We start from the raw sequence: 14,405 nt of genomic DNA, 5'->3' as shown, positions 1-14,405 counted from the left end.
CGAAAATGCCGGAAACGACGACGCCGGGCCAGCTCAGCGAGGATGATCCGCACCAGCACGCCCAGGTTGCTGGCACCGTCGATCCTTGCCGCTTCTTCGAGTTCGCGCGGCAGGCCGCGCAGATAGGTGACCATCACCCAGGTGGAGAACGGCATCGCGAACGTCAAATAGGTGATGAACAAGCCCCACTGCGTGCCGATGACCTGGATGCCCAGATAGGTGGCGGACGAAGAGAACAGGACGAAGACCGGAAGGACCATGAGGGTGCCGGGAACCGACTGGAGTCCCAGCAGCCCGCGAAGGATCGTCAAGCGGCCGCGGAACTGGTAGCGGACCAGGACGTAGGCGGTGGCGATCGACATGAGCGCGGAGACAACGGCGGTGGAACCGGCCACAAGCACGCTGTTGGCCAAGCCGGTGGCCAGTCCAACGCTCGTCCAGATGGTCGAGTAGTTCTCAAAGGAGAAACTGGACGGGAAGAACTCGCCCCTGGCCACGCCGATGTCCGAGTTCACGGACGCGAGGAAGATGTACGCCACCGGAATCAGCACCAGGGCACACAACAGAGTCAGGATGATGGCGAGCATCGGCCCTGGCATGAGCCGGGTGACTTCATGCTGGCGCTTGGAGCCCGGACGGAAGTCCTCGTTCGATTTGCGTCCGACGGCGGTAGTTGCGGTGCTCACTTTTTGCCTCCGGGTGTTTCGGCGTCGTCGAGTTTGACGGCACGCAGATAGACGAACAAGGGAATCGCGATCAGGATCAGCGAGATGAACGCCATGGCCGCGCTGAGCCCGAACCGGAAGCTCTGGAAGCTGGTGACGTAGGTGAGGATCGGGAGCAGTTCCACATCGGACGGAGCAGGTACCCCGAACAGGACGAACGGCAAGGTGAAGTTGTTGATGTGGTGCAGCATGCCGATCAGGAATGCCAAGGAGAGCGGACCCTTCAGGTAAGGGAACACCACGTAGCGGAGCTTGTTCCACCACAGGGCGCCGTCAAGGGCCGAGGCCTCGTGGACCTCATGGTCCACGGACTGGAGCCCTGACAAAGCCAGCAGGTAGACAAACGGCCACGACGCCCAGATCTGGACAAGGATGAGCGTCCAATACGACTGGGGACCGTTGAGCCACAGTCCGGGGTCGATGCCCACCGAATGCAGCATGGAGTCGATGACGCTGCCCGGCTGGAACATGGTCCGCCACACCGTCGCCACCACGAAGGAAGGGAGGACGTAGGGGATCAGGAAGATGGAACGGATCACTGCCCGGCCCTTGAACGCGTTCTGGGTGGCGACTGCCCCGCGATGCCGAGCGGGATAGTGACCACCATGGCGAGCAAGGAGTAGCTGACGCTGAGCCAGATGGCGTGCAGCAAAGGCGATGCGGTCAGCGCTTCGACGAAGTTCTGGACTCCGATGAACGGAGCGCTGACCCACTTGCGCAGCGAATACTGGTCCAGGTCCAGCCCCGACATGAAGATTCCGAGCAGGAGCGGCACCACGATGATGATCACCATCAGCAGGCCGCCCGGAATCAGCATCCACAAGGGGCGGTTGCGTTCGCTCAGCCCCTTGCGGCGCCGGGAAGTGTCATTCGGTGACTGCGGGTCCGGCTTGGCAGCGCGGGACGACTTGCGGCGCGTGGACTTGCCCGCAGTCAATGAATCGGTGGACATGTCAGTTCCTACTTACTTCGATGCCCGGTCAAGTGAGGCCTGGCCCTTGGTTTGTGCGTCCTTGAGGCGCGTCTGGAGGCTCGAGTCGTCCACGGAACCCTTGGAGAGATCAGGGATCGACTGGACCACGACGTTGAGGAGAGCGAGCTGGATGTCGCCCCAGGCTCCGGTGAACGGCGTGGCCTTGGACTTCGCCGCGGTATCGGCAACCGGTTGGAGCGCGGGGTTGCTCAGGGCCTTCAGCGCTTCGGCGTTGGCCGGCAGGTCTCCGAAGATCTTCTGGTAGTTCAACTGCTCGTCCTTGGACGTGATCAGGTTGATGTAAGCGAAGGCAAGGTCCTTCTGCTTCGAGTAGTCGGCAACAACCACGTTGTCACCGGACAGGATGCTGGCCGCATTCGCACCGTCGCCCTGCGGAGAGGACTGGCCCGGGGCCGTCGTCGGCATGGCCGTGTAGGCGTACTTGCCCGCGACAGCCGACTTGTCGAGCGTCGGGAGGGAACTCGACGTCGTCATCATGAGGTATCCGGCCTTGCCTGAGGCAAAGGCGGCAACGGCGTTGCTGTTGCTCCACCCGATGGAAGCCGGATCGACGATCTTGTCCTTAGTAAGCCAACCGAAGTAGGTTTCATAGGCCTTCTTGACGGCCGGGTCGTCAAGCTTGAGCGTCTTGCCGTCCACGAGCGGGTTTCCTGCCTGGACGGACATGGCCCAGATGAACTTCCAGGGGTCGAAGTTGTCCTTGTACCCGGTGGCCAGGCCGAAGGTGCCGGTGGACGCGTCGGTCATCTTCTTGGCCTGGGTTGCGAGCTCGTCCCAGCTAGTGGCGGGCTTGTCGATTCCGGCTGCTTTCAGGATGTCCTTGTTGTAGGCCATCACGAACGGCCGGCTGACAAAGGGAATGCCCGCTTGGTGCTGGGCGTCCGGGCCGGAAATTCCGAGGGCGGCCTGGTTGAACTTGTCCTTCCCGCCTACCTTCTTCCAGTCGTCGTCGGACAACGTCACGAAGGCCTTGGTTGCGTACGCGGTGGGCGTGAAGGTGGTGCCAAGGCTGTAGACATCGGGTCCCTGTCCGGAGACGACGGAGGTCTGGATGCGGGTCAGTTCGTCGTTGGCCGACGCGAACGTTTCGAATTCGACATCGGCACCGGTCTGGGCCTTGAACTTGGCCGCAATGTCGGTGAACCACTGCTTTTGCTGGGCAGAGTACTGGTTGTTGACGCCTGTCAGGACGCTCAGCTTCTTGCCCTTCCCGTCGACGGGCCCGACGCTCCCCCCGGAGCTGGTGCTTCCGCCTCCGCAGGCGGTCAGAGCTAGGGCGGCTGTTACGACAACAGCGGCAAATTTGGCGGACGATGCAAACTTCATTGTTTTCCTCCCTGGAGACCCGATGGCCTCATTGGCGTGGTGCGCGTCACATCGGGTGATTTCTCCGAGTCTAGGGAAGCGCAACAGCGATGACAAGCGATTGCCAAAAATTGTCATCGGTGCTGCAATTGTGGGACAAGTCACTCGTTGAAGAGCGGCTGCGGCAGATGAGGAACACCTAGGCGATGGCAGAACTCCAGCTCCAGTCACCAGGCAGGCAGCCACTATCCGCGATGTGGCGGAGCTTGCGGGAGTGGCAACATCAACAGTCTCGAGGGCCCTGAGCAATCCCGGCCGAGTGAACCGGGTAACGCGCGAGCGGATCGAAGAAGCGGCCGCGCAACTGAATTACATTCCGAGCTCCCAGGCCCGCGGGCTCAGCTCCGGACGCACCCAGACAGTTGCCGTCCTGGTTCCGGACATCACCAATCCGTTCTACTTCGACATCATCCGTGGGACGCAGCACCAGTTGAAGGCCGCCGGCTACACGCAATTGCTCGTAGACACCGAGGAATCAGCGGAGATGGAAGCAGATGCCCTGCAGAAAATGCGCCGCTCGGCAGACGGATTCATCCTTGCCGCGTCCCGCCTGACGGATGCGCAGCTGGCCGAGGCGGCGGCACAGCAGCCTTTGGTCACCATCAACCGGGCTCCGGCTATCGCACCCACCGTGGTGATCGATACGCCGTCGGCCATCATCCAGGCGCTGGAACATCTGGTCTCGCTGGGGCACACACGTATTTGCTTCGTTGGAGGCCCGGCCACGTCCTGGTCCAATGCCAAGCGGTGGCAGGCATTCCAGGACGAAACCACCGAGCGGAAGCTGACCACGTTCAGCGTGGGGCCGTTCGCGCCCAAGACCACCTCCGGAGCGGCCGCAGCGGACGCCGCAGTGCACACTGGGGCCACTGCGTGCATAGTCTTCAACGACCTGCTGGCCATCGGAATGCTGCAGCGCCTGCGCGAACGCGGTATTCGGGTGCCCGATGACATGAGCATTGTGGGCTGCGACGACATCTTCGGAGCCGATTTCTGCAACCCTCCCCTGACCACCATGGCGTCGCCCATTGAACAGGCCGGGCGAGTGGCCGTCTCCATGCTGTTGTCCAGGCTCAATCCCCAATATGGCGGCACCAGCCGGCGCCTGGCGGTCATGCCCACGCACCTCACGGTCCGGGCATCGACGGGCACCGCGCCGTCGTAATCCCCACCGACGCTCGCTCACTTATAGTGCGTTTTGGCGCGACCCTCGCTCACATCATGAGCGAGCGTTCCTCGATTAGCGCCCATATCTGAGCGAGCGATCGTCGAAGTAGCTCGGGGGTGGTGACAAACAGCCCGGACACACGACGGCGCAGCCCCTCCCAGGACGCTCGCTCACTTATAGTGCGTTTTGGCGCGACCCTCGCTCACATCATGAGCGAGCGTTCCTCGATTAGCGCCCATATCTGAGCGAGCGTTCCTCGATTGGCGGACTTCGTGGATGACACAGTTGAGTGTTTCAAGTACTGGTTACTAGTGTTGGGGACATGCGCACACTCCAGGCCACGATCATTGCGGAAATGGGCGTCCAGCCCCGGATCGACCCTGCCGAGGAGGTCCGCAAACGCGTCACGTTCCTGAAGGAATACCTCAAGGCCACACACACCAAGGGCTTTGTCCTGGGCATTTCCGGCGGACTCGACTCTTCCCTTGCCGGCCGGCTTGCCCAGCTGGCCGTCCAAGAGCTTGAGGCTGAGGGCGTCGAGGCGAACTTCGTGGCCGTCCGGCTCCCTTACGGCACCCAGCACGATGAGGACGACGCCCAGGCCGCGCTCGACTTCATCCAGGCCAAGACCGAATGGACATTCAACATCTCGCGCGCAGTGGACGGTTTCGAGGATGAGTTCGAAAAGACCACGGGCGCGCGCATCTCGGATTTCCACAAGGGAAACACGAAGGCCCGGGCCCGCATGACCGCCCAGTACGCCCTCGCCGGCGAGCACAACTACCTGGTGATCGGCACGGACCATGGAGCCGAATCCGTCACCGGGTTCTTCACCAAGTTCGGCGACGGCGGCGCGGACATCCTGCCGCTCTTCGGCCTCAACAAACGGCAGAACCGTGCACTCCTCGCCGAGCTGGGCGCCCCGTCCCGCATTTGGGACAAGGTCCCCACGGCCGACCTCCTGGACGGCACACCCGGCCGCACCGACGAGGACGAGCTCGGCATCAAGTACGACCAGATCGACGACTACCTCGAAGGCCGGGACGTCTCCGACGAGGTCGCGGAGACCATCGAACAGAAGTACCTGCGCACGCGGCACAAGCGCACTGTTCCGGTCACGATTTTCGACACGTGGTGGAAATAGCAATCGCCTGAACCGGCGCGCCGCCGTCACGCCGAGCGACTTTTGCAGCGCACGACGGCGGTCTGCCGCGCCGTAGCGGGGGGCGCCGCCGTCGTCATTCCACAAAAGCCTGCCCTGCGTGACGGGACGCAGCACCGCATGGCTGCCTCTTCCAAACCCTTGGATGTCCTAGTATATTGCAGGTGAGGCGGATCACACGGGCAGCCCCTTCCCGGTCCGCGTTTACCCATTCCACGCAGGGCGAAAGGCAGACAATGACAGTCACCGACGACTTCCGTGCAGCCCGCGACCGGCTCCTTGAGCTGCGCACCGACTACTCCCGCGCACACAGCGAATTCCAGTGGCCCCGCTTCAGCGAGTTCAACTTCGCGCTCGACTGGTTCGACCAGATCGCAGCCAATCCCGGCACGGCCAACAACCCTGCGCTCGTCATCGTCGAGCAGGACGGCAGCTCCACCCGCCGCAGCTTCGCCGAGCTCTCCGCACGGTCCTCGCAGCTCGCCAACTGGCTCCGAACCGAGGGCGTCCGTCGGGGAGACCGCATGATCATCATGCTCGGCAACCAGGTGGAACTGTGGGAACTCATGCTCGCCGGGATCAAACTCGGTGTGGTCCTGATCCCCACCACCACGCTCATGGGCCCACGCGACATCGCGGATCGCGTGGAACGCGGCGGCGCCCGCTGGGCCGCCGTCGGAAGCGCCAATATCGCCAAGTTTGCCGAGGTCCCGGGCGATTACACCCTCATTGAAGTGGGCGACGGCCAGACCCCCGGTGCCCTTCAGTATGTCGAATCGGGTTCCGCAGAGACGACGTTCGCCGCGGACGCCCCCACCGTCGCCGACGAAACCATGCTCCTCTACTTCACCTCGGGCACTACGTCGCGGGCGAAGCTGGTGGAGCACACCCACACCTCGTATCCGGTCGGGCACCTCTCCACAATGTATTGGATCGGCCTGGAGCCTGGAGACGTCCACCTCAACGTGGCGTCCCCCGGTTGGGCCAAGCACGCGTGGTCCAACGTTTTCACGCCCTGGATCGCCGAGGCCTGCGTCTTCGTCTACAACTACGACCGCTTCGATGCCAAGGCCCTCCTGGAACAGATGGGCCGCGAAGGAGTCACGAGTTTCTGCGCCCCGCCCACAGTATGGCGCATGCTCATCCAGGCCGACCTGACCCTGCTCAAAACCCCGCCCACCAAGGTGGTTTCGGCGGGCGAACCGCTCAACGCCGAGGTGATCGGGCAGGTGGAGAGGGCCTGGGGCCAAACCATCCGCGACGGCTTCGGCCAGACAGAGTCAACAGTCCAGGTCGCGAACACTCCGGGGCAGCCGGTCAAGACAGGCTCCATGGGACGGCCGCTGCCGGGCTACGACGTGGTGCTCGTTGACCCTGCCACTGGCGAAGAGGCCGACGACGGCGAGCTGTGCTTGCGCCTGGACCCCCGCCCCGTGGGGCTCATGAAGTCCTACTTCGGCGACCCGGAAAAGACGGCCGAGGCTTTCCGCGACGGTTATTACCACACGGGCGACATGGCCAGCCGGGACGGGAACGGCGTCATTACCTACGTGGGCCGCGGGGACGATGTCTTCAAGTCATCGGACTACCGCTTGTCCCCTTTCGAACTCGAAAGCGTCCTGATCGAACACCCCGCGGTGGCGGAGGCCGCCGTCGTGCCCTCTCCGGATCCGGTGAAGCTTTCGGTGCCCAAAGCGTTCGTGGTGCTCGCCGCCGGCTACGAGCCCGGCCCGGCTGTGGCGGAGGACATCCTCAGATACTGCCGGCAGCATTTGGCGCCATTCAAGCGCATCCGGCGGCTCGAATTCGGCGAACTGCCCAAGACGATTTCCGGCAAGATCAGGCGCGTCGAACTTCGGGGCACGGAGGTGGCCCGCCATGGCGATGGTCCGCTGCCGGCCGGCCTGGGTGTGGAGTACACCGAGGACGAGTTCCCGAGTCTGAAAGAATAGGCAGCCAAGCAATGTCAGGAGGTACCGTGGGCAGCCCACTCCCCCGCGACCCCATCGCCGACGCAGCGAAACTGGGAACGCCATGGCTGGGGCGACGTCGCCGCGCCCATGGCGGCCATCACCGCGATCATGCGCACGCAGCAGATCCTGTTGGCGCGGATCGAGGGGGTTTTGAAACCATTCGGCCTGACCTTCGCGCGCTACGAGCTCCTGGCGCTACTGAGTTTCGCCCGCAGCGGCGCGTTGCCCATGAACAAGGCCAGCGCGCTGCTCCAGGTGCATCCGACGTCGGTGACCAACGCCGTCGACCGTCTGGAAAAGGCAGCCCTCGTGGTCCGCTCCCCGCACCCCACTGACGGGCGCACCACGCTGATCGAGCTCACCGCGGAGGGCCGCACCCTCGCGAAGCGCGCGACGACGGCACTCAACAACGAGGTGTTCGGCCAGTCCGGTTTCGGGGACGAAGACGTCGAGCACCTGATCCGCGTGCTGGGAGACTTCCGCAAGGCGGCGGGCGACTTCACGGACTGACCCCCTGACCACATTGCGAGATACGCATATCAAATAATGAGACTCATGCATAGCATTGAGCCATGAAGAGTGCAGCGATAGAACCCTTTGTCGACATCGAATGGTTATCTCAAAACCGTCGCCGCGTGGTGCTGGCCGATGTGCGCTGGTACCTCGACGGGCGCTCGGGCCGGGCGGCGTACGACGGCGGGCACATCCCCGGTGCCGTTTTTGTCGACCTGGATCGATGGCTCTCGGCTGAGGGATCGCCACTCGAAGGACGAAACCCGCTGCCCGCGCCGCATGATTTTGCCCTCGGGATGCGGGAAGTGGGAATCCGCGACGACGACATCGTGGTGGCTTACGACGACGCCGGCGGAGTCATCGCGGCACGCTTGGTTTGGATGCTGCGCGCCACAGGCCACAGCTCCGCTCTGCTGGATGGCGGGTTGGCGAACTATGAAGGGCCCTTGGAAACCGAACATCCTTCGAGGCCCGCAGGTGATTTCACCGCACAACCGTGGCCCAGGAACCGCCTGGCGGAGATCCACGAGCTCTCGATCGAATCAAACCTCGCCGTGGACGCACGCAACCGCGACCGATTCGAGGGCAGGCAGGACCCCATTGATCCAAGGCCCGGGCATGTGCCCGGCGCGCGGAACGTCCCGTGCAGGGAGAACCTGGACCCCAACGGGAAACTGCGCAGCAAGGCCGATTTGCTGCGCATCTTCGCTACGGCGGGCATCACATCGGCCGAGAACGTGATCAGCTATTGCGGGTCCGGAGTAACGGCTTGCCACAATCTTTTAGCCCTGGAGCACGCCGGCCTCGGACAAGGGCGGCTCTTCACGGGCGGGTGGTCCCAATACGGCCATGCGCTAGAACTCCCGGTCGAGCTCGGGACTAGCGGTGCTTGAACTCCGGCTGGCGCTTCTCGGTGAACGCCGCCATGCCTTCTTTTTGGTCCTCGGTGGCAAACAATGAGTGGAAGATCCGGCGCTCGAACAGGACACCCTGGGAGAGGCCGGTTTCGAAGGCTGCGTTGACGGCTTCCTTGGCCACCATGGCAACCGGTTTGGACTTGGACGCGATCACGCCGGCGGCCTCCAGGGCATCCTCCACCACGGATGCGGCGGGCACGACGCGGGAAACGAGTCCCGCCCGCTCGGCTTCATTGGCGTCCATGAACCGCCCGGTGAGGATCATGTCCATCGCTTTGGCCTTGCCCACGGCATGGGTCAACCGTTGCGAGCCGCCCATGCCCGGAATGACGCCGAGGTTGATTTCCGGCTGGCCGAACTTGGCGTTGTCGCCGGCAATGATGAAATCGCACATCATGGCAAGTTCGCAGCCCCCGCCGAGGGCGAAACCGGACACCGCGGCAATCACGGGAATGCGCAGGCGCGTGAGGTTTTCCCAGGCGCGGAACCAGTCGGCGGCGTACATTTCCATGTACCCCTTGGAGGCCATCTCCTTGATGTCGGCGCCGGCCGCGAAGGCCTTCTCCGAGCCGGTGATCACCACGGCGCCCACCCCGGGATCCGCATCCATGTCCGACACGGCGGCCACGATCTCATTCATGGTGGCCTGGTTCAACGCGTTGAGCGCCTTCGGCCGGTTCAGGGTCACCAAGCCTACCCGTCCACGGAGTTCCACCAGGATGTTTTCGTACTGCTGCGCCAAGCCGTGCCCCTTTTGTCGGTTGCTCAGTTGTGTCGGTTGCCCACGTTGTGGCCCCCGGAAATGACCTACCCGCCAAGGCTACTTGGCGGACTTGTCCCGGATGTCCGTGATGATGCCGGAGAAGTCGCGCCCGGCTCCGCCTTCGGCGGCGAAAGCGTCGTAAATCCTCGAGGCGAGGTGTCCCATTTGCCCGTCCACTCCGGTGCTCTCAAGCGCGTTGACCGCGAGCCGCAGGTCCTTGGCCATGAGCGCTCCGGCGAATCCGGGCTGGTAGTCGCGGTTGGCCGGGCTCGTGGGAACCGGTCCGGGAACCGGGCAGTTGGTGGTCAGCGCCCAGCACTGCCCCGAGGCGTTGGAGGCGACGTCGAACAACGCCTGGTGAGTGAGGCCCAGCTTCTCGCCCAGCACGAACGCCTCGCTGACGGCAATCATGGAAACGCCCAGGATCATGTTGTTGCAGACTTTGGCGGCCTGCCCGGCTCCGTGGTCGCCGCAGTGCACGATCCTCCGGCCCATGAGTTCCAGGACCGGCTTCACCGTTTCGAAGTCCTCGGGCAGTGCCCCCACCATGAAGGTCAGGGTCCCGGCTTCGGCACCCACCACGCCTCCGGAAACCGGCGCGTCCACGGAGCGGTGGCCAGCCTCCAGCGCAATGGCTGCTGCCTCGCGGGCCTCGTCTACGTTGATCGTGGAGCAGTCGAGGAACAGCGTGTCCGGCGCAGCTACCGAGAGCAGGCCCGGTGCTCCGTCCACTCCCCGGTAGGCGTCCAGGACGTGCTTGCCGCTGGGCAACATGGTCAGGACAACGGAGGCCCCCGCGACCGCTTCCGGGGCGGAATCCACCGTGGCAATACCGTGTTCACGGGCCGCCTCGAGTGCTGCCGGCACGGGATCGTACGCGACGACGTGATGCCCTGCTTTGACAAGGTTCACGGCCATCGGGCCGCCCATGTGGCCAAGGCCGAGGAAAGCGATGGTGCCGGAAACTGCGTCAGACATGGTCGGACTCCTTTGAATGAAGTTTGAGTTCACGATCGCCGAGCGGCGCGAAGAAGCCCTCGACGGCGGCCGGCGACACCTCCGCCAGGGAAGCCGGCTTCCACTGCGGGTTGCGGTCCTTGTCCACCACCTGGGCACGGATCCCCTCGCGAAAATCAGGCCCGGCCAGGCACCGCACGCCAACGCGGTATTCCTGCTCCAAGGCCTCGTCGAGGGAGAGCCCCTTGACCCGCCGCAGCGATTCCAGGGTGACTTTCACGGCTGTAGGCGACTTTGCCCCGATCGTCTCGGCGGCTGAAGCGGCTTCCCCGCCGGCGTTGCGCAGCCTCGCGACGATTTCCTCGGCGTCATCCGAAGCGTAGGCGTCGTCGATCCACTTGCGCTGGCCGGACAACGCCGAGGCCGGCGGTTCCTGCGCGAAACGCCCGACGGCGGCCTCCGCCGTCGAGCTTTCCAGCGCTTCCGCGAGCGCGGGCAGGCTTTCGGACGGGACGAAGTGGTCCGCGAGCCCCAGGAACAAGGCGTCAGCTCCGCTTAAATGGGCACCCGTGAGGGCGGCGTGGGTACCGGACTCCCCCGGCGAGCGGGAGAGCAGAAGGGTCCCGCCGACGTCGGGCACAAAACCAATGGTGGTTTCCGGCATGCCCGTGCGGGTCCTCTCTGTGACCACACGGACTGAGCCATGGGCCGATATCCCGACCCCGCCGCCGAGGACCAGTCCGTCCATGAAGGCCACGTAGGGCTTCGGGTACCGGGCAATGAGTGAGTTCAAGCGGTATTCCGCAGCCCAGAAATCCGCGGTCCGGTCTCCGCGGCGCAGGATGTCGTCGTAGATCGCCACGATGTCCCCACCCGCGCATAGTCCGCGGTCCCCGGCGCCGTGCACCAGAACGGTCTTGATGGCGTCGTCCTCCGCCCACGCGGTGAGCTGCTCCAGCATGGCGTGCACCATGCCGGCGTTGAGGGCGTTGACGGCCTGTGGCCGGTTCAGGGTGATGACGCCGAGGTGGCCGCGCTTCTCGAACAGGACCTCGGCCATCAGCTGCCGGCCGGCATCACGAAGCTGGCGCCCTGGCGGATGCCGGAGGGCCAACGGGTGGTGACCGTCTTGGTCTTGGTGTAGAAGCGGAACGCGTCCGCGCCGTGCTGGTTGAGGTCGCCGAAGCCCGAGGCCTTCCATCCGCCGAAGGTGTAGTAGGCAATCGGGACGGGAATGGGAACGTTGATGCCCACCATGCCCACTTCGACGCGGCTCGCGAAGTCGCGGGCAGCGTCGCCGTCGCGGGTGAAGATCGCGACGCCGTTGCCGAACTCGTGCTCGGAGCAGAGCCGCAGCGCTTCTTCGTAGTCGGCTGCGCGGAGGACGCTCAGGACCGGGCCGAAGATCTCCTCCTTGTAGATGGACATGTCCTTCGTGACGTTGTCGAAGAGGGTGGGGCCCACCCAGAAACCTCCGGCGTAGCCGTCCACCTTCAGGTCGCGCCCATCGGTGACGAGCGTGGCACCCTGGTCGACACCGGCCTGGATGTACCCCTCGATACGGTGTTTCGCCGAGGCGGCCACGACAGGTCCGAAGTCCGAATCCGCAGCCAGGCTGGGGCCCACCTTCAGGCCCTTGATGCGGTCCTGCAGCTTCGAGACGAGCTGGTCCGCCGTCTCCTGGCCAACCGGTACGGCCACCGAAATCGCCATACAACGCTCGCCGGCGGAACCGAAGCCGGCACCGATGAGGCATCCGCTGCCATGTCAAGATCGGCGTCGGGCATGATCACCATGTGGTTCTTGGCGCCGCCGAAACACTGGGCGCGCTTCCCGTGGGCCGCTGCCGTGGCGTAAATGTACTGGGCAATCGGCGTGGATCCGACGAAGCCGATAGCCTTCACCCGCGGATCCTCGAGGAGGGTATCCACGGCTTCCTTGTCGCCGTTGATGACGTTGAAGACGCCGTCCGGCAACCCCGCCTCGGTGAAAAGTTCCGCCAGGCGCAGCGGCACCGAAGGGTCGCGCTCCGAAGGCTTGAGGATGAAGCGTTGCCGGCCGCCAGCGCGGGGCCGGACTTCCAGAGCGGAATCATGGCCGGGAAGTTGAAAGGCGTGATGCCCGCGACGACGCCGAGCGGCTGGCGCAGCGAGTGGACGTCGATGCCGGTGCCGGCGTTGTCCGAGAATTCGCCTTTGAGCAGGTGCGGTGCCCCGGCGGCGAACTCCACCACCTCGATGCCGCGCTGGATATCACCCTTGGCGTCGGGGAAGGTCTTGCCGTGCTCGGACGAAAGGAGCGTGGCGAGTTCGTCCATGTGCTCGTTGACCAAGTCCACGAACTTCAGCAGGATCCGGCCGCGGCGCTGCGGGTTCATGGCGCCCCATTCGAGCTGGCCTTTCTCCGCGCTCGCAATGGCGTTCCTGACCTCATCAGCACTTGCCAGGGGAAGCCGAGCCTGGACCTCGCCGGTACAAGGATTGTAGACATCGCCAAAGCGCGTGGAGGTGCCATCGACCCTCTGGCCGTCAATGTAGTGGGAAAGTTCGCGCACCATGGAATGCTCCTTTGCATAGGGGGAATGCCCGCCATCGGCCTCGAAAGCGCAAGTCCAACTGCGCTCCCGGACGTCTTTGATCCCGAATATACTCGGACTTCCTACTAATTTCTAGAGGACGTCAGCTCGTGCCCAGGTGGCCTGGCTCAACGAGGAAGCGAGCCGTAGGCATCCAGGGCCTCCCGCCGCGAGGCCTTAAGGTCCACCACCGGCTCCGGATAGTCCGCCGTGGACAGCTCAGGGATCCACTGGCCAACGTATCTGCCGTCGGGATCGAATTTCGCTGCCTGGGTCACCGGATTGAAGATCCTGAAGAAAGGCGAGGCGTCCGCGCCGGAACCGGCTACCCACTGCCAGTTCGCAGGATTGGACGCAGGATCGGCATCCACCAAGGTGTCCCAGAACCATTGCTCGCCCACTTGCCAGTGGATGCCCAGGTTCTTCACCAGGAGGCTGGCGGAAACCATGCGGACCCGGTTGTGCATCCATCCCGTGTGCCACAATTGCCGCTGGCCGGCGTCCACCATGGGGAACCCGGTGCGGCCCTCCTGCCATGCGCGAAGGAGGTCGGCGGCCTCCGTGACTTCCCCAAGCGGGCCTGCACCCTGACCACCAGGCCAAGCCCACGGGTAGTGGTCGAAACCGGGCCGCAAATTGGCCGTTGCCAGGTCCGGATGATGGAAGTATTGGTGCCAGCAGAATTCACGCCAACCGAGTTCCGAGGCGAAAACGGCCGCACCGTCGCCCGGTTCCCGGCGCCGGCCCTGCTGGGCATGCCACACCTCGAACGGGCTGAGCTGTCCCCACCGCAAGAAGGGGGACAGTCGGCTACTGCCCGGTAGGTCCGGCCGATCCCGGTTCACCGAATAGTCCGCCAGCCCGTGCTCCAGGAAGTCATCAAGTAGCTCATGCGCCTGGGCCGAACCCGGCTGCCAGCTTTCGGCCAGTCCGGCAGACCAGTCGGGGTTCCGCGGCAACAATCCCCACGTGTCCAATTCCTCGGATTCGGGGAGCTGGCCGGAGAATCCGCGGCCGGGTTCCGGAGCCTCCAGCGGTTCACGGAAATCCAAGCCGGACACAGCCCGCCAAAAGGGCGTGAAGACCTTGAACGGCCCCCCTTGCTTCGTGGTGACGGCCCACGGTTCATGCAGCAACGATGCCTGGAAACTCTCCGAGTGCATTCCGGACTCGCGCGCCCAGGCCTTGATGCCGGCGTCGAGCGTTCGCTCTGCCTCGCCGTAACGGCGGTTCCAGTACAGCGATCCGGAACCCATCGCCGTCGCGGTCTGCCGGACGATCTCCGCCGCCGGT

At 64.4% G+C, this 14,405-nt stretch carries 9 protein-coding genes and 4 pseudogenes; 5 read left to right on the top strand and 8 right to left on the bottom strand.

Features of this window, described 5'->3' with window-relative positions; genetic code table 11:
* The 3 genes and pseudogenes from AHiyo1_RS10215 to AHiyo1_RS10205 form a co-directional block, all read right to left on the bottom strand.
* A pseudogene (locus AHiyo1_RS10215) lies at positions 1 to 599 on the bottom strand (carbohydrate ABC transporter permease); the annotation flags it as partial.
* A gap of 83 nt (positions 600 to 682) precedes the next feature.
* A pseudogene (locus tag AHiyo1_RS10210) lies at positions 683 to 1,677 on the bottom strand (carbohydrate ABC transporter permease).
* 12 nt (positions 1,678 to 1,689) lie between these two features.
* Positions 1,690 to 3,045 (bottom strand): ABC transporter substrate-binding protein, encoded by a 1,356-nt coding sequence (locus AHiyo1_RS10205; protein WP_059388497.1) that lies wholly within the window; start codon positions 3,043 to 3,045, stop codon positions 1,690 to 1,692.
* Between the two features lie 226 nt (positions 3,046 to 3,271).
* On the opposite strand from AHiyo1_RS10205, the gene AHiyo1_RS10200 reads away from it, so the two are divergent.
* The 5 genes and pseudogenes from AHiyo1_RS10200 (at position 3,272) to AHiyo1_RS10180 (ending at position 8,793) form a co-directional block, all read left to right on the top strand.
* Positions 3,272 to 4,249 carry a LacI family DNA-binding transcriptional regulator gene (locus AHiyo1_RS10200; RefSeq protein ID WP_059388496.1) on the top strand — a complete coding sequence of 326 codons (978 nt, stop codon included), beginning with the start codon at positions 3,272 to 3,274 and terminating at the stop codon, positions 4,247 to 4,249.
* A gap of 325 nt (positions 4,250 to 4,574) precedes the next feature.
* Positions 4,575 to 5,396 (top strand): ammonia-dependent NAD(+) synthetase, encoded by an 822-nt coding sequence (nadE, locus tag AHiyo1_RS10195; RefSeq protein WP_059388495.1) that lies wholly within the window; start codon positions 4,575 to 4,577, stop codon positions 5,394 to 5,396.
* 254 nt (positions 5,397 to 5,650) lie between these two features.
* Positions 5,651 to 7,366, top strand: a complete 1,716-nt coding sequence (locus AHiyo1_RS10190; protein ID WP_059388494.1) for an AMP-binding protein — start codon at positions 5,651 to 5,653, stop codon at positions 7,364 to 7,366.
* 26 nt (positions 7,367 to 7,392) lie between these two features.
* Positions 7,393 to 7,897 (top strand): annotated as a pseudogene (locus AHiyo1_RS10185) (MarR family winged helix-turn-helix transcriptional regulator).
* A 62-nt stretch (positions 7,898 to 7,959) separates the two neighbouring features.
* Positions 7,960 to 8,793, top strand: a complete 834-nt coding sequence (locus AHiyo1_RS10180; protein ID WP_059388493.1) for a sulfurtransferase — start codon at positions 7,960 to 7,962, stop codon at positions 8,791 to 8,793.
* Here the strand turns inward: AHiyo1_RS10180 and AHiyo1_RS10175 are convergent.
* The 5 genes and pseudogenes from AHiyo1_RS10175 to AHiyo1_RS10155 form a co-directional block, all read right to left on the bottom strand.
* Positions 8,780 to 9,559, bottom strand: coding sequence for an enoyl-CoA hydratase (locus tag AHiyo1_RS10175; protein WP_059388492.1), 780 nt, complete (start codon positions 9,557 to 9,559; stop codon positions 8,780 to 8,782). The two genes, AHiyo1_RS10180 and AHiyo1_RS10175, sit on opposite strands and share 14 nt — an antisense overlap.
* A 78-nt stretch (positions 9,560 to 9,637) precedes the next feature.
* Positions 9,638 to 10,558: a 3-hydroxyisobutyrate dehydrogenase gene (mmsB, locus tag AHiyo1_RS10170; protein ID WP_059388491.1), complete on the bottom strand. Its 921-nt coding sequence runs from the start codon at positions 10,556 to 10,558 to the stop codon at positions 9,638 to 9,640.
* Complete coding sequence (locus AHiyo1_RS10165; protein ID WP_059388490.1) at positions 10,551 to 11,597, bottom strand: enoyl-CoA hydratase/isomerase family protein; 1,047 nt, start codon at positions 11,595 to 11,597, stop codon at positions 10,551 to 10,553. The genes mmsB and AHiyo1_RS10165 overlap by 8 nt, the downstream gene beginning before the upstream one ends.
* A pseudogene (locus AHiyo1_RS10160) lies at positions 11,597 to 13,094 on the bottom strand (CoA-acylating methylmalonate-semialdehyde dehydrogenase). The gene AHiyo1_RS10165 and the pseudogene AHiyo1_RS10160 overlap by 1 nt, the downstream one beginning before the upstream one ends.
* Positions 13,095 to 13,240: 146 nt before the next feature.
* A partial coding sequence (locus AHiyo1_RS10155; protein WP_059388489.1) for a cryptochrome/photolyase family protein occupies positions 13,241 to 14,405 on the bottom strand: 1,165 nt, incomplete at its 5' end.

Source organism: Arthrobacter sp. Hiyo1, assembly GCF_001263615.2.
GTDB lineage: Bacteria > Actinomycetota > Actinomycetes > Actinomycetales > Micrococcaceae > Arthrobacter.
This window is presented reverse-complemented; position numbering and strand designations above follow the sequence as displayed.